The sequence below is a fragment of the Nonomuraea sp. NPDC046570 genome, assembly GCF_040645915.1.
GTDB lineage: Bacteria > Actinomycetota > Actinomycetes > Streptosporangiales > Streptosporangiaceae > Nonomuraea.
Genome location: NZ_JBEYZF010000002.1, coordinates 440,413 through 466,139, shown reverse-complemented (window position 1 = coordinate 466,139; position 25,727 = coordinate 440,413). Strand labels below are relative to the sequence as shown.

Genomic DNA, 25,727 nt, shown 5'->3' with positions numbered 1-25,727 from the left:
TGACGAACGACCGTAGTCGCTGTTTATTCTGTACGATCCTGTTTACAGCATAAACGAGGTGCATCCTTGAACGAGCTCCACCTCTCCCCCTCGGGCGACGACTCCGCCCCGGGCACGCCCGAACACCCCCTCGCCACCCTCCAGCACGCCAGAGACCGCGCCAGAACGCTGACCGGACCGGTCACCGTCATCCTGCACGAAGGCACCCACACCCTCGACCACCCCCTCGAACTCACCGAGGCCGACTCCGAGGTGACCTACCGGGGCCGGGGCGAGGCCGTCGTCAGCGGCGGCCGGACGATCACCGGCTGGCGCGAGCGTGACGGCGTGTGGCGCGCCGAGGTGGGCGACCTCGACACCCGCCGGCTCACCGTCGGCGGACGCAGGGCCGAACGGGCCTCGATCAGCGGAATCCCCGGCAACGTGACGAGAACCGACACGGGTTACGTCACGGACAGCACCGAGCCGCAGCGGTGGGCCAACCCCGCCGACGTCGAGTTCGTCTACACCGGCGTCTACCCCTGGACCGAGGCGCGCTGCCCGGTGGCCGCCGTCTCCGGCGACGACCGCTCGACCACGATCACCATGGCCCAGCCCGCCTTCGACTGGGCGAACGACCTGTACAACTCGGCCGTCCCCTGGGAGGACGCCGAGTCCCACGGCCCCGGCCTGCCGACCCGCGTGGAGAACGGCGCGGCCTTCCTCACCGAGCCCGGCACCTTCGCCCTCGACCGCACCGAGCCCGGCAGGCACATCCTGCTGTACCGCCCGCGCCCCGGCGAGCACCCCGAGCGCACCACCGTCGTCGCCGCGGCGCTGGAGACCCTGGTCAACGCCACCGGCACGCGCGACCTCGCCTTCCGGGACCTCACCTTCGCCGACGCCACCTGGCTGCGCCCGAGCCGCCCCGAGGGCTTCCTGCACTACCACGGCACCGGCTTCTACGACGGCGGCCCCATCGACAAGGTCTCCTTCGGCGAGAACGCGTGGGTGACCGTCCCCACCGCCTCGAAGACGATCCCGGCGAACATCGTGTTCACCGGTACGGCGCGCGTCACCGTCGAGGACTGCCGCTTCACCGCCCTGGGCGCCACCGCCCTGGAGTTCTCCGGCGGCACCGGCGCCCTCGTCCGCGGCAACGTGTTCGAGGACGTCTCGGGCGGCGGCGTCGCGGTCGGCGGCTGCCGCGGCGCCCGCGTCGAGAACAACTGGATCCACCACATCGGCCTCGACTACCCCGGCTCGCCCGGCATCGCGCTGACCGCGGGCCACGACAGCACGATCGCGCACAACCAGGTCAACGACGTGCCGCACTGCGGCATCGTGATCGGCCCCGGCGAACGCACCAGGGTGCTGCGCAACCTGACCGTCCGCACGCTGTCGGTGCTGGCCGACGGCGGCGGCATCTACCTGTCGGGCCCGCAGGGCGCCTCGCACGACGACGGCGCGCTCGTCCAGGGCAACGTGATCAGCGACACGCTCACGCCGTACAACTTCGGTCTCTACACCGACTACGGCGCCTCCTGGGTCACCGTCGAGGGGAACGTCGTGCGGCGCGGCGACAACACGGCCGTCCTGACCGTCTCGCCGCCGCTGGAGCACGTCGTCTACCGGGGCAACGTGTGGGACGCCGACCCGGTCGGCGCCGCCGAGCCGCCCGAGGGCGTCACCCTGGAGGACAACACCACGCTCACCGACCCGGACGCCTTCGACGCCCGTACGGCGGGCACGACCGCCCTGGCCGGTCTGGAACCCGTCTACCGGCACCTGCTCAGCCGGTGACCACCAGCGCCCACACGGTGGCCAGGATGCCGGTGACGGCCAGGCCCGCGCCGATGAGCAGGAAGCGGCCCATCGGCACCCGCACCCCGTGGCGGGCGCACGACTCGAACCACAGCAGCGTGGCCAGCGACGCCCACGGGGTGATCACCGGGCCCACGTTGCTGCCCACCAGCAGGGCGAGGAGCTGGTCCTTGGCGATCACCGGGATCACCTCCTCGATGGCCTTGAACGCGGGCAGGTTGTTGATCACGTTCGACAGGCCGGCGCCGACGGCGGCCGTGCGGTAGGGGTCGCCGGCGGCGCCGACCAGCCAGCGCATGAGGTCGGCCAGGCCGTACCGGCTGAGGGTGGGCACCACCAGGAACAGGCCGGTGACGAAGATCAGGAGCTGCCACGGGACCAGGCTCCAGGTCAGTTTGCTCCGGTCGCGGACGAAGAAGGCCACGAGCACGATCAGGGCGGCGACGGAGGCGGCCAGCCAGACGGGGGCGTCGACGACCAGGGCGGCGATGAACAGCGCGCAGGCGACGCTCGCGGCGGTGAACAGCGCCTGGTCGGCCACCGGCTGCACGACGGGCGGGGTGTAGCGGTCCACGCCCCGCTCGGCGCGCCGCCAGAAGAAGAGCCACAGGAAGACCATCGTCACCGCGATCGACACGAGCTGCGGGGCCCACATGCGGGTGGCAAACTCGGACGGGCTGAGGTTCAGCTTCTCCATGCCGAGCAGGTTCGTCAGGTTGGAGACCGGCAGCAGCAGGCTCGCGGTGTTGGCCAGCCAGATCGTGGTCATCGCCAGCGGCAGGGCGGCGATCCTGGCCCTGGGCGCCAGAGCCAGCATGACCGGGGTGAGCAGGACCGCGGTGGTATCGAGGTTCAGGAAGACGGTGACCAGGGAGGCGAAGGCCGTACAGAGCACGAACAGCGCCGCGTAGTTGCCGCGGCCCGCCACCGCCAGCCGGTCGGCGATGACGTCGAAGACCTGGGCCTGCTTGGTCAGCTCCGCCAGCACGATGACGCCCAGCAGGAAGAGCAGCAGCGGGCCGATCTCGTCGAGGCTCTCCACCGCCCGCTCCAGCGGCAGCAGGCCGGTCGCCACGAAGATCAGGCCGAGGGCGAGCAGGCCGATCCGGATCCAGTCCAGAACGCTCAGCCGCCTCCACACCCGACGATGATCGCACACCCGCCGCAGATTCAAAGCTCTCCAAAACATCAGCCTCGCGGGAGATACTGGGCGGATGGCACGTGACGGCAGGCCGACCGACATCTTCGTCAGCTACTCCCCGGCCGACACCGCGTGGGCCACCTGGATCGCCTGGGAGCTGGAGGCGGCCGGATACCGCACGATGATCCAGGCGTGGGACTTCGTGCCCGGCACCAACTTCATCGACTTCATGGACCGGGGCGTGAGCGAGGCGCAGGTCGTGGTGGCGGTGCTCTCGCGCAACTACCTGACCTCCCGCTACGGCCGGATGGAGTGGCAGGCCGCGCTCAGGGCCGCACCCGACAACCCGTCCAGCAGGCTGGTCACGGTGCGGCTGGAGGACCTTCCGCTGGGCGGCTTGCTGTCCACGATCACCTGGGTGGACCTGGTCGGCGTCAGCGAGCCGGAGCGGGCCAGAGGGCTGCTGCTCGGGCGCATCGGGGAGGCCCTGGCCGGGCGGGCCAAGCCCGAGAGGGCGCCCGCGTTCCCGAACGGCGGCGCCGTGCTCGCGCCGTCGTTCGAGCCGTCGCCGCCGCCCGCCGCGGCGATCACGCGGTCGCGGCGCACGCCCGTCGCGGCGCCCGCCTTCCCGCCCGCGCAGGCGGCCGCCCGGCGGGGCGAGTCGCTCAGCGTGCTGCACATCGGCGGTCCCCGCTTCGGGCGGGCGCTGCCCGAGCCGGGCGAGCCGTTCACGCCGGAGGAACTGCAGGCGCGCGTCTGGGCGGACCTGACCAGGATGCACGACGCGGGCATGCCCCGGCCGGACCTGATGCTGGTGACCGGCGACCTGACCGAGTCCGGCAGCCTCGGGCAGTTCGGGCAGGCGACGCGGTTCCTCACCGACCTGCGCGTGCTGGTCGGGCTGGAGCCGCACCGGCTGGTGATCGTGCCGGGGCCGCGGGACGTGACGAAGGCCGCCTCCAAGGCGTACTTCGCCACCTGCGAGGCCGACGACGTGCGCCCGCAGCCGCCGTACTGGCCCAAGTGGCGGCACTTCGCCGGGTTGTTCGGCGAGCTCTACCAGGGACTGGACGGGCCGGTGTTCGACGGCGGGCAGCCGTGGACCCTGTTCGAGGTGCCCGAGCTGCGCACGGTGGTGGCCGGGCTCAACTCCACGATGGCGATGAGCCACCGGGACATGGACGCCTACGGGCTGGTCGGCGAGGCGCAGGCGGCCTGGTTCGCCGAACGGCTGCGCCGATACGAGGACAGCGCCTGGCTCAGGCTGGGCGCGATCGGCCACCCGCCCGGCGCGCTGCGCGACGGCGCCATGCTGGGGCAGGTCCTGGACCACCGGCTCAACCTGGTGCTGCACGGCTCCGGCCGGAGCGCCGACGGGACGATCGAGGCGCCCCGGCCGGGCCGCCACCAGGTCGTCGAGATCACCCGGGCCGGCACCCGCGTCTGGACGCCCGACGCCGAGCCCCGGCAGGCCGCCCGCGCCTGGCGCGCCGCGCACGCCACCTTCACCCCCGACGCGCCGCCCGCGCCCGCTCCCCCCGCCCCGCCCGCCGAGCGCGAGCCGTCCCCGGTGGAACTGCTGCTCGACCGGATCGCCGAGGTGTGCGAGGCCAGACACGAGCGGGCCAGAATCCGAAAGATCGACAACTATCTGGTGGTGACCTACCCGGAGGACGGGTTCGTCCGCCAGGTCATGATCGGCGCGTACGTCGGCGACCCGTCCCCCGACGAGCTGGAGGGCTTCGTCCGGCAGGCGCACGCCACCAGCCTCAACGTCGAGCTCGTCTACCAGGGCCCGCCGCCCGCCAGATCGCTGCGCGAGGACCTGACCCGGCGGGGGGTGCGGCTGCGCAGCTTCACCGAGTTCCAGGGCCTGCTCGACCTGTCCGGGTACGTCGCCGAGCAGTCGGCGCGGCTGCGCGGCGACCGGCGCTACCCGCCCCGCCTGTACGTGCCGCAGCGTTACCGCGAGCTCGACCGGCCCGGACACGAGACCAGGGAGGGGCTCACCGACGAGATGATGCGCCTGCTCGGCGCCGACCTCGGCCGGTTCCTGCTGCTGCTGGGCGACTTCGGCCACGGCAAGACCTTCGCGCTGCACGAGCTGGCCAGGCGCATCCCGCTGGAGCTGCCGCACCTGACGCCGATCCTGATCGAGCTGCGCTCCCTGGACAAGGCGCACTCGGTCGACGGGCTGGTCGCCGCGCACCTGGCCAACCACGGCGAGGAGGTCATCGACCTCAAGGCCTTCCACTACCTGCTGCGGCAGGGCCGGATCGTGCTGCTGTTCGACGGGTTCGACGAGCTGGTCACCCGGGTCACCTACGACCGGGCGGCCGACCACCTGAGCACGCTGCTGGCGGCGGCCGAGGACAAGGCCAAGATCGTGGTGGCCAGCCGTACCCAGCATTTCAAGTCGCACAGCCAGGTGCTGACCACGCTGGGCGAGATGCTGGGGGTGCTGCCGCAGCGCCGGGTGTTCAGCGTCGAGGACTTCACCCAGCGGCAGATCCAGTCCTACCTGGCCAACAGGTTCGCCGACGGTCACGAGGCGGAGGCGCGGCTGTCGCTGATGGCGGGCGTCAAGGACCTGCTCGACCTGGCGCAGAACCCGCGCATGCTGAGCTTCATCGCCGACCTCGACCCCGAGCGGCTGCGCGCCGTCGCCCGAGCCCGCCACACGATCAGCCCGGCCCTGCTGTACGAGGAGATCCTCAGCTCCTGGCTGGCCTTCGAGGAGGCGCGCACCCGCGTGCCCGGCTCCTCCGGCACCCTCACCATCGACGAGCTGTGGCGAGCGGTGACCGCGCTGGCGATGCGGCTGTGGGACAGCGGCGAGCCGTACCTGGGGCTGGCCGAGCTGACCGAGATCGCCGGGACGCTCACCGGCCTGGCCGACGGGCAGCTCACCGACACCCAGGCGGCCCACGCCGTCGGCACGGGCAGCCTGATGGTCCGCACCGAGGAGGGCATGTTCGGGTTCATCCACGCCTCGGTGATGGAGTGGCTGATCGCCCGGCACATCGCCGTCACCATGAACGACCCGCTGGCGCTGGCCCGCCGCCCGCTGTCGGCGCTGACCGTCGAGTTCCTGTGCGATCTGGCCGACGTGCGGGCCTGCCAGGCGTGGGCCGCGAAGGTGCTGGCCGACCCCGGCGCCGACGGCGTCGCCAGGACGAACGCCCTCAAGATCAACAGTAGGTTGCGCACGCCCGCGCAGGCCGACCTGCGCGGCGCCGACCTGCGCGGCGAGGACCTGTCGGGGCGCGACATGTCCGGCGTCGACCTCACCGGGGCCGACCTGTCGGGCGCGACGCTGGTGGAGACCGACCTGAGCCGGGCCGTCCTCAGGGACGCCCTGCTGGTGGGCGCCAGGCTCGACCAGGCCAGTCTGGTGGGCGCCGACCTGCGCGGCGCCGACTTCTCTCAGGCGCGGCTGGCCAGGGCCGACCTGTCCGACGCGGCCTTCGAGGGCAGCCGCTGGGACCGGGCGGCGGTGATCGCGGCGACGGGGGCGCCGCCGACGCTTCCCGGGGCGGCGGTCGTGCCGGGGCAGCGGGTGGAGCCGCAGCTCGCGCCCGCCGCGCTCGGCGTGCCGTACGGGTATCACTTCCAGACCAGCCGCCTGCCCGAGCCGGTCGCCTACAGTCCCGACGGCGGCGTGCTGGCCATCGGCGGCGAGGACGGCGGGGTACTGCTCTGCGACTCGGCGGCGGGCCTGCCGATCCGCACCCTGCAGGGCCACCGCGGCCGCGTCTACGCCGTCACCTTCTCCCCCGGCGGCGACCTGCTGGCCACGGGGTCGAGCGACGGCACCGTACGCCTGTGGGACCCCTCCGACGGGCGGCTCCTGCACGTGCTCAGGGGCCACCCCGACGGGGTGTGGCCGGTCCTGTTCAGCCCGGACGGCACGCTCGTCGCCGCGGGCGGCGGCGACGGCGTCGTCCGCCTCTGGCACACCGACACCGGCGCCCCGCACGCCGAACTGCCCGGCCACCACGCCCCTGTCTACACCGCCGCCATCGAGCACGGCCTGATCGTGACCGGCGACTCGGCGGCCATGATCCGCCTGTGGGACCTGCGCACCGGCGCGCTGCGCGGCGAGCTGACCGGCCACCGGGGAGCCGTCTACCGGGTGGCCCTCTCGGGCGGGCTGCTGGCGGCCGGCGACCGCGAGGGCGTGGTACGCGTCTGGGACCCGGTCAACGGCGAGGTGCTGCACGAGCTGACCGGGCACCGGGGCGGCATCTACTGCCTGGCCTTCTCCCCCGACGGCGGCACCCTGGCCAGCGGCGACACCAAGGGGGTCGTCCGCCTGTGGCGCCCGGCCACCGGCGAGTCCCTGGGCGTGGTCACCACCCACGGCGCCGCCGTGTACCAGATCGCCTACAGCCCCTCGGGGGAGACGCTGGCGACCGGCGACTCCGACGGGGCCATCTCGCTGCGCACCGGCTCCGAACGCAGGGAGCTGGCCGGTCACCGCGGCGCGGTCTGGCCGTTCGTCTTCCACCCGTCCGGCACCCAGCTCGCCACCAGCAGCAACGACGGCACCACCCGGCTGTGGGATCCGCTGACCGGCCAGTGCCAGCGCGTCCTGCGCGGCCACGGCCGGCGGATCACCTCCGTCGACTTCAGCGCGGACGGCAGCATGCTGGCCACCAGCGGCAACGACGGCACCGTACGGGTCTGGGACCCGCGCACCGGGCGGCGGCTGCGCCAGTTCACCGGCAGCGCCGACCGGCTGATCTCCGCCCGCTTCTCCCCCACCGGGCCGGTGCTGGCCACCGCCAGCAACGACGGCGGGGTGCATTTCTGGAACGCCGCCACCGGCGACTACGAGCGGGAGCTCAGCGCCGAGACCGACCACGTGTGGGCCGAGGCGTTCAGCCCCGACGGCGACCACCTGGCCACCGCGAACGACGACGACAGCGTCAGGATCTGGTATCGCCCCACCGGCCGCCCGGTCACCGACCTGGCCGACCACCACGGCAGGGTGCGCTCCATCGCCTTCAGCCCCGACGGGAGCACCATCGCCACCGGCTGCGACGACCGCCTGGTACGCGTCTGGGACGTCGACTCCGGCGCGCTGCTGCTCACCCTCGACACCCACCTCGACCGTGTCTACGCGGTGCGCTTCAGCCCCGACGGGCGGCTGCTGGCCAGTGCGGGCAACGACGGCAGGGCGGTGCTGTGGGAGATCCCCTCGGGGCGGCTCCTGCACGACCTGCGGCACGAGGGCCGGCTCTGGACCGCCGTCTTCTCCCCCTCGGGCGAGGTGCTGGTGACCGGCGGCGACGACCTGGTGGTCAGGCTGTGGGACGTCGCCTCGGGCGCGCTCCTGCACCTGTTGCCGGGGCATGCGGGGCGGGTGTGGTCGGCCGCCTTCTCGCCCGACGGGGACCTGCTGGCCACCTCGGGCGACGACGGTGTGGCGATCGTTTGGAACCTCACCGGGACGCCCGCGCCGCGCGTCACGCTGCTCGGGCTGGCCGAGGGATGGGCGGCGCTGTCACCTGACGGGCGTTACAAGCAGGAGGGGGACACGGCAGGGCAGTTCTGGCATGCGATCGGGATGTGCCGGTTCGAGCCCGGCGAGCTCGATCCCTATCTGCCCTCGGTGCGTCAGGTGCCGCTCGGCGCGGAGTTCTGAGCCGTCAGGCGGCGGCTCAGCTCTGACCAGACCTCGTCGACGCGGGTGTCCAGTTCCTCGATCGGGCCCTCGTTGGAGATCACGACGTCGGCGATGGCCAGCCTGTCGTCCCGGCTTGCCTGGGCGGCGATGCGGGCCTTGGCGTCCCCGGGGGGCATGTTCCGATATTTCGCGAGACGTGCCAGGCGGGTCTCGTCGCCGGCGTCGACCACGATCACCACGTCGTACATCGGGGCCAGCTTGTTCTCCGCCAGCAGCGGCACGTCGTACACCACGACCGCCTTGTCGTCCGCCTGCCTCTGCAGGGTCCCCACGCGTTCGGCGACCAGCGGGTGCACGATCGCGTTGAGCGCGGCCAGCCGCTCGGAGTCGGCGAAGACGATCGAGCCGAGCTTCTCCCTGTTCAGGCTGCCGTCCTCGCGCAGCACCCCGTCGCCGAACGCGGCCACCACCCTGGCCAGGCCCTGCGTGCCCGGTTCGACGACCTCGCGGGCGATCTGGTCGGCGTCGATCACCACGGCGCCGCGCGCCGACAGCCTTCTGGCCACCTCGCTCTTGCCTGAGCCGATTCCGCCGGTGAGGCCCACCTTCAACATGGTCCGCAGCATACGGGACGGTCAGACGATACGCCGCATATGCACCAGAGTGAGGTGATCGTCCATGCGTTCGCGGCTGGTCTCGCGATAGCCGTGGCGGCGGTACAGGCGCAGGTTGCCCTCGGACAGATGCCCCGTGAACAGGTCGAACGCCTCGGCTTCCGGGACCTCGTGGTGCAGGGCGGCGAGGAGCGCGGACCCGATCCCGAGCCGCTGCCTGTCCGGCGCCACCACCAGCCGTCCCACCAGGCAGGCACTCCCCGCCATCCGCCCCCGCACGGCCCCGACGATCCTGCCTCCGTCGACGGCCTTGAGCACCACGCCACCCTCGATGCCCGTCCGCACCTGCTCGACGGACTCGACCAGAGGAGCGAGGAACGGGTCCCCATAAAGCTGCGCCTCAGGCACATAGGCGGCCCGAGTCAGCGTGAACACCTCTCCGGCATCCCCCGCAACAGCCCGCTCTATCACCACCAGCCCACCCTACTGGCCCCTGCCCAACACCAGCCCCGCCTTCTGTACGGCAAGCCCCTCCTCCCGCCAACGCGTCCACAGGGCCGGGCTCCCTCCAGGGCTACGCTCACCGAGCGCACATGGCGGGCCGCCGCTACGGCACCACAAGCCCGCGCCCCGGGAAGGGCCCTACATGGACGCCGAAAAGCAAGTGGACTAGAAGATCCGCGACATGGCGTGCGTATCCAGACGCCCCGGGTACGGCGTCCCGGATGGGTGCGCGTCCCGGGCATAGCATGGGGCGGAAGATCAAAAGCTAGGGGGCGATCATGGTAAGCGATGGCGAGATGCGTCACCTGCGCCGGTGCGTGGAGTTGGCGGCCGAGGCCCTGGAGGTGGGGGACGAGCCGTTCGGGTCCGTGCTCGTCACCGCTGACGGGACCGTACTGGCTGAGGATCACAACCGGGTGGCCTCTGGCGACAGTACCCGCCATCCGGAGTTCGAGTTGGCGCGCTGGGCTGCGGCGAACATGGCCCCTGAGGAGCGGGCGGCGGCGACCGTCTACACCTCCGGTGAACACTGCCCGATGTGCTCCGCCGCCCACGGCTGGGTCGGCCTGGGCCGCATCGTGTACGTGGCCTCGTCCGAGCAGCTCTCGTCCTGGCTGACGGAACTCGGAGTCCCAGCCCCGCCCGTCCGCACCCTCCCCATCAATGAGGTCGCCCCGCACGTCGAGGTCGAGGGGCCGATCCCCGGCCTCTCAGACGAGGTACACGCCCTTCACCGCCGCTTCCACACCGCTCATTGATCACCGACCCGCCTCCCGTGGGTGCCCCGAGGAGGCCCGATGAGATCCGTGATCACGATCAGGTCGACTCCGGCGCGAGTGGCCCTCCAGCGATGACGACACCTCCAGGACGATTGATCCTGCTGTGCGGCCTGCCGGGGTCGGGAAAGACGACACTGGCCAAGCGCCTGGCCGGCGAGGTTCCGGCCGTTCGCCTGTGTCCTGACGAGTGGCTGGCGCGGTTGGGCGTCGACCTCCATGAAGAGGAGCCGCGTGACCGGCTCGAAGGACTGTTCCGGCAGCACGCGCAGGACTTGGTGAAGCTCGGCCAGAATGTGATCTTGGAGTTCGGCTTCTGGGCCCGTTCGGAACGCGACGAGATGCGGCTCGCTGCTCGCGCGCTCGGTGCCGCAGTCGAGCTGCACTACCTCGCGGTTCCCCTCGACGAGCTGTGGCGTCGGCTGGAGGCCAGGAACAAGGAGGGATCGTGGGACACGGCCTTCATCACCCGGGACATGATCAAGCAGTGGGCCGAAGTCTTCGAGGCCCCGGATCGTGACGAACTGGCGCTCTTCGATGCCCTCCCGGCGAGGCGGCCCGCGTAGAACGCCGAAGGCCCCGCTCAGCCGGTTGGCTGGGCGGGGCCCTCTGGTGATCAGATCACACGGTCAAGCGGTCAGCTCTGGCCGCCGGCGAGCTTCTCGCGCAGAGCCGCGAGAGCCTCGTCGGAAGCGAGCGCGCCACCGGCCGGAGCCGACGACGACGAGGAGCTGCTGCTCGTGGGAGCCGCGGTCTCGCCGGTGTAGGTCGAGGGGGCCTCGCCCGCCTCGGCCTCGGCCTTGCGAGCCTCCTCGATCTGCTTCTTGTGCGCCTCGAAGCGGGTCTGCGCCTCGGCGTACTGGCGCTCCCACTCCTCACGCTGCTTGTCGAAGCCCTCGAGCCACTCACCGGTCTCCGAGTCGAAGCCCTCGGGGTAGATGTAGTTGCCCTGGTCGTCGTAGGTGGCCGCCATGCCGTACAGCGTCGGGTCGAACTCGACCTCGGCGCCGCTGACACCCTCGTTGGCCTGCTTCAGCGAGAGGCTGATGCGACGGCGGTCGAGGTCGATGTCGATGATCTTCACGAAGATCTCGTCGCCGACCTGGACGACCTGCTCCGGGATCTCCACGTGGCGCTCGGCCAGCTCGGAGATGTGGACCAGGCCCTCGATGCCCTCTTCGACGCGGACGAACGCACCGAACGGCACCAGCTTGGTGACCCGGCCGGGAACGACCTGGCCGATCTGGTGGGTACGGGCGAACTGCTGCCACGGGTCTTCCTGCGTCGCCTTGAGCGAGAGGGAGACGCGCTCGCGCTCCATGTCGACGTCGAGAACCTCGACGGTGACCTCCTGGCCGACCTCGACAACCTCGGAGGGGTGGTCGATGTGCTTCCAGGACAGCTCGGAGACGTGAACCAGACCGTCGACGCCGCCGAGGTCCACGAACGCACCGAAGTTAACGATCGAGGACACGACGCCCTTGCGGACCTGGCCCTTCTGCAGGGTGTTGAGGAAGGTCTGGCGGACCTCGGACTGGGTCTGCTCCAGCCAGGCGCGGCGCGAGAGAACCACGTTGTTGCGGTTCTTGTCGAGCTCGATGATCTTCGCTTCGAGCTCGCGGCCGACGTAGGGCTGCAGGTCGCGGACGCGTCGCATCTCGACCAGGGACGCCGGGAGGAAGCCACGCAGGCCGATGTCGAGGATGAGACCACCCTTGACGACCTCGATGACGGTGCCCGTGACGATGCCGTCCTCGTCCTTGATCTTCTCGATCGTGCCCCAGGCGCGCTCGTACTGGGCGCGCTTCTTGGACAGGATCAGGCGACCCTCCTTGTCCTCCTTCTGGAGAACCAGGGCCTCGACGTGCTCGCCGACCTCGACGACCTCGGCCGGGTCGACATCGTGCTTGATCGAGAGCTCACGCGAGGGGATGACACCCTCGGTCTTGTAGCCGATGTCGAGCAAGACCTCGTCTCGATCGACCTTGACGACGGTGCCTTCGACGATGTCGCCGTCGTTGAAGTACTTGATGGTCTCGTCGATCGCGGCGAGGAAGGCCTCTTCGGAACCGATGTCGTTGACCGCTACCTGCGGGGTGCTCGAGGTGGCCTCGGTGCTGCTCGTCATGTGTGGAATTGCTCCGAACGCGGACAGATGTCGATGTGGCGGACGCGCAGCAGGCTCTCTTCCGCATCAAGCCGAGGATGACGTCATCGACGAGACCGAGCGCGAGCCCGCTCCGTCTGAGGCGCGCGCGAGCCCACAGCGCAGCGATCAGCATATGAGACCTGGACGGCGAGGTCAATCCGGGACACGAACGTCCCAGGGCAACGCATCTCCCAGGAGACCGCCTAGTAGGGGTTGACCTGGGCTCCACGCTTGAAGGCGATATTACCCTGAAGTTTCCGCGGCATGGAGATCCGCTGGGGGTCGCCGTCGGAGACATAGCGCTTGCCGGGATGCTTGTCCAGCCATTCCAGCCAGTACTTCGAGCACCACTTGCGGCACTCGCCCTTCTTGCCGTTGCTCTGGATCCGCTGGACCGCGCCGCGGTCATAACCCTTGGCGAACGGCGAGACCGAAGGCTCGGCCCCGGCCAGGAAGACCGCGTCGAAGCTGTACTTCGTGCCGTCCCAGGCCCCGCTCCCGGCGACCTTCTTGGGGTGCGGCATGGCCCCGAAGGGCAGCGCCAGCGTCTTGGAGGGCGGCACGCCGAGCTTCTTCAGCAGGCGCTCCAGCCTGACGATCTGCTGGCTGACCCTCTTCTTCGGCAGGACGCCCAGGTTCGGGTGCGCCCAGGTGTGGTTGGCCACCTCGAAGCCCTGCGCGGTCAGCCACTGTACGGCCTCGGCCTGCTCCTTCGGACTCTGCAGCCCGAACGGGTAGTGGTTGATCCAGAACGTCGCCACGGGCCGGAAGCCCGGGTACTTCCTGGCCACGTCGTAGATGATCGCGACCGCGGTGTCCTTCTTGGGCCTGCCCTGCGCGTCGAGCGCGAAATGGGTGGCGTGCCCGTCGTCGAAGGTGAGCACGACGGGGAACTTGCCGGCCGGCACCCGGATGTCACCGGCGGCGAACTCCCTGGCGGTGATGGGGACGTACCCCTGCTTGGCCATCCCCTCCAGCTCGCGCCTGATCTGGTCGGGGGTGCGGTCGATGGTGGCGATCCGCTTCTTCAGGATCCGGTGGTACATGATGATCGGCACCAGCCCGAGCTCGTTGGCCTTGACCTGCTTGGCGAACTCGGGCGTGGCGGTGATCGGCTGGGGCGGCTCCCCGCTCGGCAGGTCCGGCCGCCCCTCGGGCCCGGCCGACGGCTTGGCGGCGGCGCTCGCCTTGGGTACGGCGTTCTGTGGCGTACGGCCCGCGGTCGGTTCACTCTCCGTGGGCAGCACGACCAGTGCCGTGATCGCGATGACCAGCACCACGATGTTGGCGATGCCGATGATCCGTGTAAGGGATGCTGAGATCCGCACAAAACTCCCAGGCCGGTCGAGGCTGGCGCGATCCCCCAGCTTAGATCAGACCGGGCGAATTAGCGCGTTCCAGCGCCCCCGGCGGACCGGTCAGTGACCGGCGTCCTCCCAGGTGCGCCCGATGCCCACGGACACCTCCAGCCGCACCCGGAGCCGGTAGGCCGCGTTCATCTGGTCGGTCACGAGCTGCCGCAGCTGCTCCAGCTCGCCCGGCGCCACCTCGAAGACCAGTTCGTCGTGCACCTGCAGCAGCATCCGCGAGCGCAGCCCCTCCTCGCGCAGCGCCAGCTGCACGTGCAGCATCGCGACCTTGATGATGTCGGCCGCCGAGCCCTGGATGGGCGCGTTCAGCGCCATGCGCTCGGCCATCTCGCGGCGCTGCCGGTTGTCGCTGGTCAGGTCGGGCAGGTAGCGGCGCCGGCCCATGATGGTCTCGGTGTAGCCGTCGGTGCGCGCCTGGGCGACGATCGCCTGCAGGAAGTCGCGCACGCCGCCGAACTCGGTGAAGTACTCCTCCTTGAGCGCGCGGGCCTCGGCCACCGCGATGTTGAGCTGGGTGGACAGCCCGAAGTCGGACAGGCCGTAGGCCAGGCCGTAGTTCATCGCCTTGATCCGCGCCCGGAGCTCGCCGTCGACCTGCTCCGGCGGCAGGTTGAAGACCCTGGCCGCGGTCGCCTGGTGGAAGTCGTGCCCCGACTCGAAGGACGCGATCAGCGACTCGTCGCCCGACAGGTGCGCCATGATGCGCAGCTCGATCTGGCTGTAGTCGGCGGTCAGCAGCGTCTCGTAGCCCTCGCCGACCACGAAGCCCTGCCGGATGCGGCGGCCCTCGGTGGTGCGGATGGGGATGTTCTGCAGGTTGGGCTTCTCCGAGGAGAGCCGGCCGGTGGCCGCGATGATCTGGTTGAAGGTGGTGTGGATGCGCTGGTCGTCGGAGATCTCCTTGATCAGCCCCTCGACCGTCTGGCGCAGCTTCTGCTGGTCGCGGTGCCGCAGCATGATCATCGGCAGCTCGTGCTCGGTCTGGGTGGCCAGCCAGGCCAGCGCGTCGGCGTCGGTGGTGTAGCCGGTCTTGGTCTTCTTGGTCTTGGGCAGGTTGAGCTTGACGAAGAAGATCTCCTGCAGTTGCTTGGGCGAGCCCAGGTTGAACTGCTCGCCGACGACCTGGTGGGCCGCCTCGACCGCCTGCTTGACCGCGGCGCCGAACTCCGCCTCCAGCCCCGCGAAGTACTCGCGGTCGGCGGCGATGCCGGCCCGCTCCATCTCGGCCAGCACGGTGACCAGCGGCAGCTCCACGTCCGTCATGAGCTGGGTGCCGCCGCGGGTGGACAGGAACGACTCCAGCGCCTCGGCCAGCTCCCGCACGGCGTGCGCGCGCAGCGCCAGGTCCTTGGCCGGGGCGTCCTCGTCGTCGCCGAACAGCGCGGCCTGGCCGGTGCTCTCCTCCTCGGCCCGCAGGTCGCGGTTGAGGTAGCGCCTGGCCAGGTCCTCCAGGGCGAACGTGCGCTGGCCCGGCATCGCCAGGTAGGCCGCCAGGGCGGTGTCGCAGGTGAGGCCCTCCAGGGACATCCCCTGCGCCCACAGGGCCAGCATGGGGCCCTTGGCGTCGTGGACGGCCTTGGCCCTGGCCGGGTCGCCCAGCCAGCCCCTCAGGGCCGCCTCGTCGGCCTCGGTCAGCCTGGTGGGGTCGATGTGCGCGGCGGTGCCGTCGGGCGAGGCGATCGCGATGCCGTCGACGCGGCCGGTGCCGCTGCCGTAGGCGCCCTTGAAGGCCAGACCGGCGCGGCCCTCGGGCAGCGCGGCCAGCCAGCCGCCCACCCGGTCTGGGCCCAGGATGACGGTCTCGACCTCGAAGCCCTGGTCGGGCTCGGCCTCGCCGGTGCCGAGCACCTTGAAGACGCGCTCGCGCAGCTCGCCGCGGATCTGCAGCGTGTCGAACAGCTTGTTGATCTCCTCGCGGTCCCACTGGCCCTGGACGAGGGCGGTGGGCTCGGCCTCCAGCGGCACGTCCCGCATGAGCTCGGTCAGCCTGCGGTTCATCAGCACCTGGCCCAGGTGCTCGCGCAGCTTCTCGCCGACCTTGCCCTTGACCTCGTCGACCCGGTCGACCAGCTCGGTCAGCGAGCCGAACTCGCGCACCCACTTGGCCGCGGTCTTCTCCCCCACGCTGGGGATACTGAGCAGGTTGTCGCTCGGGTCGCCGCGCAGCGCGGCGAAGTCGGGATACTGGAGCGGGGTCAGGCCGTACTTCTCCTCGACCGCCTCCGGGGTGAATCGGGTCATGTCGCTGATGCCGCGCCTGGTCATCAGCACGGTGACGCGGTCGGAGACGAGCTGCAGCGCGTCCCGGTCGCCGGTGACGATCAGCACGTCCATGCCCTCGCCCGCGGCCCGGGTGGCCAGTGTCGCGATCAGGTCGTCGGCCTCGAAGCCGGCCAGCGACAGGTGCGGGACGCGCAGCGTGTCCAGCAGCTCGTGGATGAGCGCCATCTGACCGCGGAAGTCCTCGGGGGTCTCGCTGCGGTTCGCCTTGTACTCGGAGTATTCGGCGTGCCGGAACGTCGGCTCCGACCTGTCGAAGCAGACCACGATGTTCGTCGGCCGCTCGTCGCGCAGGATGTTGGTCAGCATCGAGGTGAACCCGTAGACCGCCTCGGTGTGCTGACCGTCGGTGGTCATCAGGTTGGCGTCCTTCAGCGCGTAGAAGGCGCGATACGCCAGGGAATGCCCGTCAAGCAGGAGCAGACACGGACGGGCGGGGGTCGCTTCACTCTTCGGCACACACGCAGCCTAGTCTCCATGTGCGACAGAAAACCCGAGCTCGATGGACAGGAGGCATCCCTTTGACGATGACCAACCCCGAGGATCTCGCCGTATTCGACGCCGCGCACAAGGGCACCCTCGCGGAGCGCATGGGCATCGAGTTCGTCGAGGCGAGCGCCGAGCGCGTGGTCGCCCGGATGCCGGTCGAGGGCAACACCCAGCCGTACGGCCTGCTGCACGGGGGCGCCTCGGTCGTGCTGGCCGAGACCCTCGGCTCCGTCGGCGCCGCCATCCACGCCGGACCCGAGCGGATCGCGGTCGGCATCGAGATCAACGCCACCCACCACCGCTCGGCCACCTCCGGCCACGTGACCGGCGTCGCGACCAGGCTGCACGGCGGCCGGACGCTGGCCAGCTACGAGGTGAAGGTCACCGACGAGCAGGGGCGTCTCGTCTGCACCTCGCGCATCACCTGCATCCTGCGCGACCAGTAGAAGCCGCGCGACTTCACGACTCTCTTTGCACAGGCCCCCCGCGGGTCGCTACGGTGGTGGCAGCAGAGCCCGCGGGGAGGCCGAGTAGATAACGTGTGGGGCCGGGGAAGCCCTACATGGCCCCAAAGGCCCCCGCGGGCCCTTTCGCTCTACAGCACCTTCGACAGGAACGCCTTTGTGCGCTCGTGCTGCGGATTGCCCAGCACCTCGCGCGGCGAGCCCTTCTCCACCACCACGCCGTCGTCCATGAAGACGAGCGAGTCGCCCACCTCCCGGGCGAAACCCATCTCGTGGGTGACCACGATCATGGTCATGCCGTCGCGGGCCAGGTCCCGCATCACGTCGAGCACCTCGCCGACCAGCTCCGGGTCGAGCGCGGAGGTCGGCTCGTCGAACAGCATCAGCTTGGGCTGCATCGCCAGTGCCCTGGCGATGGCCACGCGCTGCTGCTGCCCGCCGGACAGCTGCCCGGGGTAGCCGTTCATCTTCGCGCGCAGCCCGACGCGCTCCAGGAGCTGCTCGGCGCGCCCGCGTACCTCCGCCTTCGGCTCGCCCTTGACCAGCATGGGCGCCTCCATGACGTTCTCCAGGACCGTCATGTGCGGGAAGAGGTTGAAGCGCTGGAACACCATGCCGATGTCGCGCCGCTTGCTGGCCACCTCGCGCTCGCGCAGCTCGTAGAGCTTGTCGCCCTTCTGCCGGTAGCCGACCAGATGGCCGTCCACCCACAGCCGGCCCGCGTTGACCTTCTCCAGGTGGTTGATGCACCGCAGGAAGGTCGACTTGCCCGAGCCCGAGGGGCCGACGATGCACATCACCTCGCCGTTGCGGACCTCCAGGTCGATGCCCTTGAGGACCTCCACGTGGCCGAAGTTCTTGCAGACCCGCTCGGACTGCACCATCAGCTCGTTCACTGTCCGCCCCCTCCGCCCCGAGCGGCCAACCGCGCCCGCAGGCCCATCCGGCCGCCGCTGCCGACCGTGCCCCTGGCGTAGTGACGCTCGAGGTAGTACTGCCCCGTCATCATGATCGAGGACAGGATGAGATACCAGAGACACGCCATGATCAGCATGGGGATGATCTGGTAGGTGTTCGCGTAGATCGTCTGCGCGGTGAAGGTCAGCTCCAGGTACGGAATCGCCGCCACCAGCGAGGTGTTCTTCAGCATCGAGATGGCCTCGTTGCCGGTCGGCGGCACGATCACCCGCATCGCCTGCGGCAGCACCACCCGGCGCATGGTCTGCATGCTGGTCATGCCCAGCGCGTGGGCGGCCTCCTGCTGGCCCGGGTCGACCGCCAGGACGCCGGCCCTGACGATCTCGGCCATGTAGGCCGCCTCGTTCAGGATCAGGCCCAGGGCGGCCGCCGCGGCGGCGCTGTAGAGGGCGTTGGTCTCGAAGGAGACGAACTCGGGACCGAACGGGATGCCCAGCCCGATCTTCGGGAACAGCGCTCCGATGTTGCCCCAGATCAGCAGCTGCGTGTAGAGGGGCGTACCGCGGAAGACCCACAGGTACAGCCATGAGGCGCCGCGCAGCAGCGGGTTGGACGACAGGCGCATCAGGGCCAGCATCACGCCCAGCCCGATGCCGCCGATCATGGCGGCGATCGTCAGCCAGATGGTGTTGCGGACGCCGTTCAGCACCGGCGGTGACAGGAAGTACTTCCACTGCTCGGACCAGTTGTAGGCCTCGCTGGTCAGCAGGTTGCTGATGAGCATCGCGGCGAGCACGGCGACCGCCGCGGCGGCCACCCACCTGCCCGGATGACGGACGGGGACGGCCTTGATGAGCTCAGGCCGTCCCCCCTCCGCCTTGTCTGAGACGGTCATACCTCGCCTATCCCTGGGCGCCGTTGATCACCGGATCCGTGATTGCACCGGCCTCCACACCGGCCTTCTCCAGGATCGCCTTGTAGCTGCCGTCGGCCATCATCTCCTTGAGCGCCCCCTGCACCGCCTCCTTGAGCTGGCCGGAGTTCTTGCTGATGGCGAAGCCGTACGGCGCGGTGTCGTAGGCCTGGCCGATGATCTCCAGCTTGCCGCCGGTCTGCTTGACCGCGTAGCCCACGATGGGCGAGTCGGCGAGCATGGCGTCGATCTTGCCGGACACCAGGTCGGCGTTGACCTCGGTCTGCTGCTTGCGCACGACCACGTCGATGGCCGGCTTGCCGGCCGCCGTGCACTTCTCGCTGCGCGCCTTGATGTCGTCGACCTGGACGGTGCCCTGCTGGACGCCGATCTTCTTGCCGCAGGCGTCGTCCACGTTGACGGCCTTGGGGTTGCCCTTCAAGGCGGCCCACGCGGTGCCGGCCGAGTAGTAGGTCACGAAGTCGACGACGGCCTCGCGTTCCTTGTTGTCGGTGAATGAGGAGGCGCCCATCTCGTACTTGCCCGAGGTGAGGCCGGGGATGATCGTGTCGAAGCCCGCGTTCTCGAACTCCGCGGTCAGGCCGAGCTTCTTGGCCACGGCGTCGACCAGTTCGACGTCCCAGCCGACGATCTTCTGGGTGGCGGGGTCGACCGACTCGTTCGGCGGGTACGACGCGTCCACGCCGACCAGGAGCTTGCCGTCGGCCTTGATGTTGTCGGGCACCATAGCGGCCAGCTTGTTCTCACCGGCGGCGCTGGTGGCCGGGCTCGCCGGGCTCGGCGAGGCAGCCGTCTCCTGACCACCACCGCACGCACTGAGCGTCATGCCTGCCGCCATCACTACCGCACCGATCACGATGCCACGACGTCTGGGGCTGTTGCCCACTTTGTCCTCCTTGCGCGCGTGCTGCTAGTGCTGGCCATCGTGGGTGGCCAGAACCACAACACTAGTCACCAAAGGGTGACAATCGAACAACGACATTCGGCATACAACCCCCAGTTCAAGCCAAGGTTGTCATTGGGTATGCGGCGATTCCCGATCATGTCTGTTGCCGGCGCCGCGTACCTCGTAGCGTGTCTGTCGTGCGCCGCATCCTCCTCGTCCTCTGCGCCGCCGCCGCCCTCACCGCGTGCGGCGGCGACGGCGACGGCGGGAAACCCACGCCCGCCGTCACCCCCACGCCGACGTACGAGCTGCCGGCCAGGCACGTCAGGGTGTTCGAGAAGCCGCTGAACAACAAGCCGGTGAAGGTGGGCATGCTGGAGGTGACCGCGATGGCGATCCGCACCGGCATGCCGTACCTGGTCGGGACGCACGCCGAGTACGAGGCCAAGGGCGGCCAGTTCATCAGGGTGCGGGTTCAGGTCAACAACGTCGACCGCGACGTCCAGGACTTCAAGGCGGGCGAGCAGCTCCTGATCACCACCGACGGGCGCACGTACAAGCCGAACATCGACGCGATGAGCATCAAGCGGCAGGGCATGAGCGTCACCCTCGGCTCGGGCGTCCTGCTGGAGATGGACCTGCTCTACGACGTGCCGGTCGAGGCCAAGCCGAAGGCGATGCGCTTCGTCGCCAAGACCACCACGCTGGTGGCGGGCATCGAGACCGGCGTGAAGCAGGTGGACGTCCCGCTGCCGCCCTCCTCGCAGTAGCGAGGAGGGCCTCACGAGCCGGTACGGCGGGCCGCGCGGACCCGCCGTACCGTTCCGCTCAGTGCGTCAGGTCCCCGCCCAGATACGCCTTCTGGACGTCGGGATCGTTCAGCAGCTGCGACGCCGGGGCCGTCTTGGTGATGGAGCCGGTCTCCAGCACGTAGGCCCGGTTGGAGATCTGCAGCGCCTGCTGGGCGTTCTGCTCGATCAGCAGCACCGTCGTGCCGCGCCTGTTGATCTCCTGGATGATCGAGAAGATCTGCGCGATCAGCATCGGCGCCAGCCCCATCGAGGGCTCGTCCAGCAGCAGCATCTTGGGCTTGGTCATCAGGGCCCGCCCGATGGCGACCATCTGCTGCTCGCCGCCGGACATGGTGCCGGTCGCCTGCGTCCTGCGCTCGGCCAGGCGCGGGAACAGCTCGTAGACCTCGTCGAGGTCCTTGGCCAGGTCGTCCTTGCGGGTATAGGCGCCCATGAGCAGATTCTCGTGGACGGTCATGCCGGGGAAGCAGCCGCGCCCCTCAGGGGACTGGCCGATGCCCGCGATGACCCGTTTGTGCCCGGCCAGGCGGGTGATGTCCTTGCCCTCGAAGACGACGCTGCCCGAGGTCACGCTCCGGATGCCGGAGATCATCCGCAGTGTGGTCGTCTTGCCGGCGCCGTTGGCGCCGATCAGCGAGACGATCTCACCCTCGTCGACCTCCAGGGAGATGCCCTTGAGCGCCTCGATCTTGCCGTAGTGGACGTGCACGTCCTTGATCTCAAGAAGCATCGGCGGGAGCTCCCAAGTACGCCTCGATGACCTTCGGGTTGCTCTGCACCTCGGCCGGCAGACCTTCGGCGATCTTCTGACCGAAGTCGATCACCGCGATCCGGTCGCTGATGCCCATGACCAGGCTCATGTCGTGCTCGATGAGCAGGACCGTGATGCCGGAATCCCTGATCTTGCGGATGAGCTGCTGCAGCGCCACCTTCTCCGCCGGGTTCATGCCCGCGGCCGGCTCGTCGAGCAGCAGCAGTTTCGGCTTGGTCGCCAGGGCTCGGGCGATCTCCAGACGGCGCTGGTCACCGTACGGGAGATTCTTGGCGGTCTCCTCGGCGCTCCTGGCGATGCCGACGAAGTCCAGCAGCTCCATCGCCAGGGCGCGGCCCTCGCGCTCCTCCCTGCGGTGCAGCGGCAGCCCCAGGCCGGCGCTGAGCAGGCCCGTGCGGTGGTGCGCGTCGGCGCCCACCATCACGTTCTCCAGCGCCGACATGTTGTGGAAGAGCCTGATGTTCTGGAACGTACGGGCGATGCCCGACTTGGTGATCCGGAAGCGCTTGCGCCCGTCGATCCGTTCGCCGGCGAAACGGACCTCACCGGTGGTGGGCTGGTAGACACCGGTGATCACGTTGAACACCGTGGTCTTGCCGGCGCCGTTGGGGCCGATGAGCGCGAAGATCTCGCCCTCGCGGATGCCCAGCTCCACCTCGTTCAACGCCGTCAGGCCGCCGAACCGCATGGTCACCTTGTCGAGCACGAGCAAGGCGTCGTTCACTTGGCCACCTCCACAGGCTCACCGGAGTCAGGACCGCCGACCTCGGCGCCCATGCTGCCCATTCCGCCTGTTCCCTCTTTCAGTTCCGCCTTGCGTTGCCTGGAGGGCAGGATCCCCTCGGGGCGGAAGATCATCATGAGCACGAGCACCGCGCCGAAGGCCATGAACCGCCACTCGGCCAGCCCTCGGAAGCGCTCGGGCAGCCAGGCCACCAGGAACGCGCCCAGCATGACGCCGGGGATGTTGCCCGACCCGCCGAGCACCACGGCCGCCAGGATGGTGGCCGACAGGATGAAGGGGAAGTCCTGCGGGACGATGGAGACGACCTTGCCCGCCCAGAACACGCCGGTCGCGCCGCCGATGGCCGCGCCGATGGCGAAGGCCAGCAGCTTGAACTTGAACGTCGGCACGCCCATCACCTCGGCGGCGTCCTCGTCCTCCCTGATCGCCGACCAGGCGCGGCCGACCCGGCTGCGCTCCCAGCGGCGGGCCAGGATGATCACGAGGGCGCAGAGCACCACCAGGAGGTAGTAGTACGGCGCGGAGTCGAGCAGGCCGTACTTGAAGATCTCCACCCCGAACAGGACGGGGCCCTCTTCGATGTTGGGCGGGTGCGGGATGCCGGGGATGCCGTTGGTGCCGCCGATCGCCTCGGTGTTCATCGCGGTGATGCGGACGATCTCACCGAAGCCCAGCGTCACGATCGCCAGATAGTCGCCGCGCAGGCGCAGCGTGGGAGCGCCGAGCACGACGCCCGAGACCGCGGCCATCAGGATCGCGATCGGCACGATCACCCAGAAGTTCCAGTCGAACGTCGTGCCGAGGTAGGCCAGGTGGTAGGCGCCGATGGCGTAGAAGGCGACGAAACCGAGGTCGAGCAGGCCCGCCTGGCCGACCACGATGTTGAGGCCGAGCGCCAGCAGGACGTAGACGCCGATCGGGAAGAACAGCAGGCTCGGCCAGTCGACGTGCGGCGACATGATCGGCCCGAGGGGCAGCGTGGGCAGGGACAGGGCGAACACGAACAACAGCACGTAGACCGTGTAGCGCTGCCAGGTCGGGGCGTTGGCCCAGCGATCCCTGACGCCGTCGAAGAAGGAGGACACTGAGTTCTTCCCGTTCTTGATGGAGTCGTTCATGCGCGCGCCTGCTGGATTGATTCACCGAGAATCCCGGTGGGACGGAACATGAGGACGAGAACGAGCACGACGAAGGCGACCACGTTCAGCCACTGGCCGCCGAAGAACGCGCCGCCGTAGTTCTCCACGAGGCCGAGCACGAACCCGCCGACCAGGGCGCCCCGGATATTGCCGATGCCGCCCAGAACCGCCGCGGTGAACGCCTTGATTCCCAGGATGAACCCGATGTTGTAGCGCGTGTTCTCGTACTTGAGCAGGAACAGCATGCCCGCGATGCCGGCCATCGCGCCGCCCACCAGGAAGGTGATGCGGACGATCCGGTCGATGTTCACGCCCATCAGCACCGCGGTCTGCGGGTCCATGGCGGTCGCCCGGATACCGCGGCCGATCTTGGTACGGTTCACCAGCTGGTCCAGCAGGAACATCATCAGCAGGGCGGCCGCGAGGATCAGCAGGTCGTTGTTGGACACCGACGCGCCGAAGATGGTGAAAACCTCCTCGCGTTCGAGGAAGCGGGCCATCGCGATCTGGTTGCGGCCCTGTCCGCCGCGGTCGAACAGCCAGGGGATGACGACCAGGGCGAAGAACTCCATGAGGAACAGCGAGGCGCCGATCGCGGAGATGAGCGCGGCCAGCCGGGAGGAGCCGTGCTTGCGCAGCGGCCGGTAGGCGATCTGCTCGAGCAGGACCGCCATGCCGCCCGAAGCGGCCATCGAGACGACCGCCATCAGCAACAGCAGTCCGACCAGGCCCAGCCCGGTCACGGGACCGGCGGTCGGGGCGACCAGCGTGGTGACCACGACCAGCGCGCCGATGGAGCCGGTCATGAAGATCTCTGAGTGAGCGAAGTTGATGAGTCGCAGAACGCCGTAGACCATCGTGTAGCCCAGGGCGATCAGAGCGTAGATCGCACCTTTGACGACGCCGTCCACTGTAGTGGGCCAGAACTGAGCGATCAGATTGTTGAATTGTTCAGTCACGGTGATTGCTTTCGGGAGCAGCGAGGCGAACAGGTCAGCCAAGCGAAAAGGGGCGGGGCGCCGCAGCACCCTCGCCCCTTCGCTTCACGAGTCGGCCGAGGGCCGATGCCTAGCCGAGCGTGGCGTCCTTGGAGTTGCCAACGGCCTCAACGGTCCCGTTCTTCACCTGGTAGATGTAGACGTTCGTGTCGGCGATCTCACCGTTCGGGTTGTACTTGACGTGCTTGCCAAGCCCCTCGAAGTCAGCCGTCGCGATGAACTCGTTGATCTTCTCGGGCGTGGTGTTCCCGGCCTCGACGGCCTTGATGATCGTCGACGCCGCGTCGTAACCCTCGGTGGCGTAGATCTCAGGGAGCTGGCCCTGGAACTTCGTCTTGAAGGTCTCGGTGAAGGTCTTGGCCTTCTCGTCCTTCGCGGCGAACGCGTAGGCGATCTTGCAGGGGCAGGAGAACAGCGTGCCCTCGGCCTGCTGAGCGCCGGCGCCCTCGATGAACTTGGTGTGCAGCGAGCCGTCACCGGACATGAAGCGGCCGGTCACGCCCTTGTCGCGGAGCTGCTTGAGCAGCGGGCCGCCCTGGGCATAGTAGCCGCCGAAGAACACGAAGTCCGGCTTGAAGGCCGCCGCCTTGTTCACCGCGGCGGAGAAGTCGGTCTCGGTCGCCTCGAACGAGTCGGCCTGGACCTCCGCGCCCTTCTCGCCCATGGTCTTGGCGACCGCCTGGGCCAGGCCCTGGCCGTAGGCGCTCTTGTCGTCGATGACGAAGACCTTCTTCGCCGTGATCGCGCGACCGGCGAACTCGGCCGCACCCGGACCCTGGACGTCGTCGTTGGCGACGATCCGGTGCCAGTACTTCGCGCCCTTGGACGCGAGGTCGGTGCGGGTGGCCGACGGGGAGACGCTGGGGATCTTCGCCTCTTCCAGAATCGGCTGGACCTGCTGGGACTCGCCGGAGAAGGCCGGGCCGATCAGAGCGGAGATCTTGTCATTCTGGATGGCCGTCTTCACCAGGTTGGCCGCGGTGCTCGCGTCGCCCTTGGAGTCGTAGGCCTTGAACTCGATCTTTACCTTGGGGTTCTTCGCGTTGTACTCGTCAAAGGCGAGCTGGGCGCCGTTCCTCGGCGGAATCACGATGGCGGCGTTGTCACCAGCCAGGTCCCCCACGAAGCCGACGGTGATGGAGGCGGGAGCCGCTGCGTCTCCCCCTCCGGTCGCGTCCTGCTTGGGCGTGTCCGAACCGCCACCGCAGGCGGCGAGACCAAGGGTCAGTGCCGTGCCAACGGCGAGCGCGCCACCGAAGCGAGCAATCCTGGGCCGCAAGGTTGCCTTCCTTTCATCCGAT

Annotated in this window: 20 protein-coding genes; 6 read left to right on the top strand and 14 right to left on the bottom strand. The window is 69.5% G+C overall.

Annotated features, from left to right (window positions below; all coding sequences use genetic code 11):
• The first annotated feature begins 66 nt into the window (after nucleotides 1-66).
• Entirely contained in the window at nucleotides 67-1,782 is a 1,716-nt protein-coding gene (locus tag ABZ911_RS05790) for a right-handed parallel beta-helix repeat-containing protein (RefSeq protein ID WP_358052275.1), read from the top strand.
• Here ABZ911_RS05790 and ABZ911_RS05785 read toward each other — a convergent pair.
• Complete coding sequence (locus tag ABZ911_RS05785) at nucleotides 1,772-2,944, bottom strand: SLC13 family permease (protein WP_358052273.1); 1,173 nt, start codon at nucleotides 2,942-2,944, stop codon at nucleotides 1,772-1,774. The genes ABZ911_RS05790 and ABZ911_RS05785 overlap by 11 nt on opposite strands.
• Before the next feature lie 73 nt (nucleotides 2,945-3,017).
• Here ABZ911_RS05785 and ABZ911_RS05780 point away from each other — a divergent pair, with 73 nt between their 5' ends.
• Nucleotides 3,018-8,594 (top strand): TIR domain-containing protein, encoded by a 5,577-nt coding sequence (locus ABZ911_RS05780; protein ID WP_358052271.1) that lies wholly within the window; start codon nucleotides 3,018-3,020, stop codon nucleotides 8,592-8,594.
• Here the strand turns inward: ABZ911_RS05780 and coaE are convergent.
• On the bottom strand, nucleotides 8,567-9,190 hold the full coding sequence (gene coaE / locus ABZ911_RS05775; protein ID WP_358052269.1) for a dephospho-CoA kinase: 624 nt from the start codon (nucleotides 9,188-9,190) through the stop codon (nucleotides 8,567-8,569). The two genes, ABZ911_RS05780 and coaE, sit on opposite strands and share 28 nt — an antisense overlap.
• 21 nt (nucleotides 9,191-9,211) lie before the next feature.
• Nucleotides 9,212-9,625 carry a GNAT family N-acetyltransferase gene (locus ABZ911_RS05770; RefSeq protein WP_358052267.1) on the bottom strand — a complete coding sequence of 138 codons (414 nt, stop codon included), beginning with the start codon at nucleotides 9,623-9,625 and terminating at the stop codon, nucleotides 9,212-9,214.
• A 347-nt stretch (nucleotides 9,626-9,972) separates the two neighbouring features.
• Here ABZ911_RS05770 and ABZ911_RS05765 point away from each other — a divergent pair, with 347 nt between their 5' ends.
• On the top strand, nucleotides 9,973-10,452 hold the full coding sequence (locus tag ABZ911_RS05765) for a nucleoside deaminase (RefSeq protein WP_358052265.1): 480 nt from the start codon (nucleotides 9,973-9,975) through the stop codon (nucleotides 10,450-10,452).
• Nucleotides 10,453-10,544: 92 nt separating this feature from the next.
• Complete coding sequence (locus tag ABZ911_RS05760; protein ID WP_358052264.1) at nucleotides 10,545-11,036, top strand: ATP-binding protein; 492 nt, start codon at nucleotides 10,545-10,547, stop codon at nucleotides 11,034-11,036.
• Between the two features lie 71 nt (nucleotides 11,037-11,107).
• On the opposite strand, the gene rpsA is transcribed toward ABZ911_RS05760, so the two are convergent.
• From rpsA to polA, 3 genes are all read right to left on the bottom strand, one after another.
• Nucleotides 11,108-12,598, bottom strand: a complete 1,491-nt coding sequence (gene rpsA / locus ABZ911_RS05755; RefSeq protein WP_358052262.1) for a 30S ribosomal protein S1 — start codon at nucleotides 12,596-12,598, stop codon at nucleotides 11,108-11,110.
• A gap of 224 nt (nucleotides 12,599-12,822) precedes the next feature.
• Complete coding sequence (locus ABZ911_RS05750) at nucleotides 12,823-13,947, bottom strand: polysaccharide deacetylase family protein (protein ID WP_358052260.1); 1,125 nt, start codon at nucleotides 13,945-13,947, stop codon at nucleotides 12,823-12,825.
• A 90-nt stretch (nucleotides 13,948-14,037) separates the two neighbouring features.
• On the bottom strand, nucleotides 14,038-16,728 hold the full coding sequence (polA, locus tag ABZ911_RS05745; protein WP_358052258.1) for a DNA polymerase I: 2,691 nt from the start codon (nucleotides 16,726-16,728) through the stop codon (nucleotides 14,038-14,040).
• A gap of 68 nt (nucleotides 16,729-16,796) precedes the next feature.
• Here polA and ABZ911_RS05740 point away from each other — a divergent pair, with 68 nt between their 5' ends.
• Nucleotides 16,797-17,204, top strand: a complete 408-nt coding sequence (locus tag ABZ911_RS05740) for a hotdog fold thioesterase (RefSeq protein WP_358052256.1) — start codon at nucleotides 16,797-16,799, stop codon at nucleotides 17,202-17,204.
• Nucleotides 17,205-17,353: 149 nt separating this feature from the next.
• On the opposite strand, the gene ABZ911_RS05735 is transcribed toward ABZ911_RS05740, so the two are convergent.
• Genes ABZ911_RS05735 through ABZ911_RS05725 form a run of 3 tightly spaced genes read right to left on the bottom strand, consistent with a single transcriptional unit; the run spans nucleotide 17,354 to nucleotide 19,900 of the window.
• Nucleotides 17,354-18,106: an amino acid ABC transporter ATP-binding protein gene (locus tag ABZ911_RS05735; protein ID WP_358052431.1), complete on the bottom strand. Its 753-nt coding sequence runs from the start codon at nucleotides 18,104-18,106 to the stop codon at nucleotides 17,354-17,356.
• Nucleotides 18,107-18,114: 8 nt separating this feature from the next.
• Nucleotides 18,115-19,035 carry an amino acid ABC transporter permease gene (locus tag ABZ911_RS05730; RefSeq protein ID WP_358052254.1) on the bottom strand — a complete coding sequence of 307 codons (921 nt, stop codon included), beginning with the start codon at nucleotides 19,033-19,035 and terminating at the stop codon, nucleotides 18,115-18,117.
• 7 nt (nucleotides 19,036-19,042) lie between these two features.
• Nucleotides 19,043-19,900 carry an ABC transporter substrate-binding protein gene (locus ABZ911_RS05725; protein ID WP_358052252.1) on the bottom strand — a complete coding sequence of 286 codons (858 nt, stop codon included), beginning with the start codon at nucleotides 19,898-19,900 and terminating at the stop codon, nucleotides 19,043-19,045.
• Between the two features lie 257 nt (nucleotides 19,901-20,157).
• Between ABZ911_RS05725 and ABZ911_RS05720 the strand changes: the two genes are divergently transcribed.
• A complete protein-coding gene (locus tag ABZ911_RS05720; RefSeq protein ID WP_358052250.1) occupies nucleotides 20,158-20,730 on the top strand; it encodes a DUF4352 domain-containing protein in 573 nt (190 codons plus the stop codon).
• A 58-nt stretch (nucleotides 20,731-20,788) separates the two neighbouring features.
• On the opposite strand, the gene ABZ911_RS05715 is transcribed toward ABZ911_RS05720, so the two are convergent.
• The 5 genes from ABZ911_RS05715 to ABZ911_RS05695 form a co-directional block, all read right to left on the bottom strand.
• Nucleotides 20,789-21,502: an ABC transporter ATP-binding protein gene (locus tag ABZ911_RS05715; RefSeq protein WP_358052248.1), complete on the bottom strand. Its 714-nt coding sequence runs from the start codon at nucleotides 21,500-21,502 to the stop codon at nucleotides 20,789-20,791.
• Nucleotides 21,492-22,232, bottom strand: a complete 741-nt coding sequence (locus ABZ911_RS05710) for an ABC transporter ATP-binding protein (protein ID WP_358052429.1) — start codon at nucleotides 22,230-22,232, stop codon at nucleotides 21,492-21,494. Before ABZ911_RS05710 ends, ABZ911_RS05715 begins: the two co-directional genes overlap by 11 nt.
• A 32-nt stretch (nucleotides 22,233-22,264) precedes the next feature.
• Nucleotides 22,265-23,407, bottom strand: a complete 1,143-nt coding sequence (locus ABZ911_RS05705) for a branched-chain amino acid ABC transporter permease (RefSeq protein ID WP_358052246.1) — start codon at nucleotides 23,405-23,407, stop codon at nucleotides 22,265-22,267.
• Nucleotides 23,404-24,387, bottom strand: a complete 984-nt coding sequence (locus ABZ911_RS05700) for a branched-chain amino acid ABC transporter permease (RefSeq protein ID WP_358052244.1) — start codon at nucleotides 24,385-24,387, stop codon at nucleotides 23,404-23,406. The genes ABZ911_RS05705 and ABZ911_RS05700 overlap by 4 nt, the downstream gene beginning before the upstream one ends.
• 109 nt (nucleotides 24,388-24,496) lie before the next feature.
• Nucleotides 24,497-25,705 (bottom strand): branched-chain amino acid ABC transporter substrate-binding protein, encoded by a 1,209-nt coding sequence (locus ABZ911_RS05695; protein WP_358052242.1) that lies wholly within the window; start codon nucleotides 25,703-25,705, stop codon nucleotides 24,497-24,499.
• Nucleotides 25,706-25,727 lie beyond the last annotated feature (22 nt).

Bases quoted from the DNA above. Each gene is read 5' to 3' on its own strand.
- ABZ911_RS05780 (WP_358052271.1), top strand. From the start codon at position 3,018: ATGGCACGTGACGGCAGGCCGACCGACATCTTCGTCAGCTACTCCCCG.
- coaE (WP_358052269.1), bottom strand. From the start codon at position 9,190: ATGTTGAAGGTGGGCCTCACCGGCGGAATCGGCTCAGGCAAGAGCGAG.
- ABZ911_RS05765 (WP_358052265.1), top strand. From the start codon at position 9,973: ATGGTAAGCGATGGCGAGATGCGTCACCTGCGCCGGTGCGTGGAGTTG.
- ABZ911_RS05760 (WP_358052264.1), top strand. From the start codon at position 10,545: ATGACGACACCTCCAGGACGATTGATCCTGCTGTGCGGCCTGCCGGGG.
- rpsA (WP_358052262.1), bottom strand. From the start codon at position 12,598: ATGACGAGCAGCACCGAGGCCACCTCGAGCACCCCGCAGGTAGCGGTC.
- ABZ911_RS05740 (WP_358052256.1), top strand. From the start codon at position 16,797: ATGACCAACCCCGAGGATCTCGCCGTATTCGACGCCGCGCACAAGGGC.
- ABZ911_RS05735 (WP_358052431.1), bottom strand. From the start codon at position 18,106: ATGGTGCAGTCCGAGCGGGTCTGCAAGAACTTCGGCCACGTGGAGGTC.
- ABZ911_RS05730 (WP_358052254.1), bottom strand. From the start codon at position 19,035: ATGACCGTCTCAGACAAGGCGGAGGGGGGACGGCCTGAGCTCATCAAG.
- ABZ911_RS05725 (WP_358052252.1), bottom strand. From the start codon at position 19,900: ATGACGCTCAGTGCGTGCGGTGGTGGTCAGGAGACGGCTGCCTCGCCG.
- ABZ911_RS05715 (WP_358052248.1), bottom strand. From the start codon at position 21,502: ATGCTTCTTGAGATCAAGGACGTGCACGTCCACTACGGCAAGATCGAG.
- ABZ911_RS05710 (WP_358052429.1), bottom strand. From the start codon at position 22,232: ATGCGGTTCGGCGGCCTGACGGCGTTGAACGAGGTGGAGCTGGGCATC.
- ABZ911_RS05705 (WP_358052246.1), bottom strand. From the start codon at position 23,407: ATGAACGACTCCATCAAGAACGGGAAGAACTCAGTGTCCTCCTTCTTC.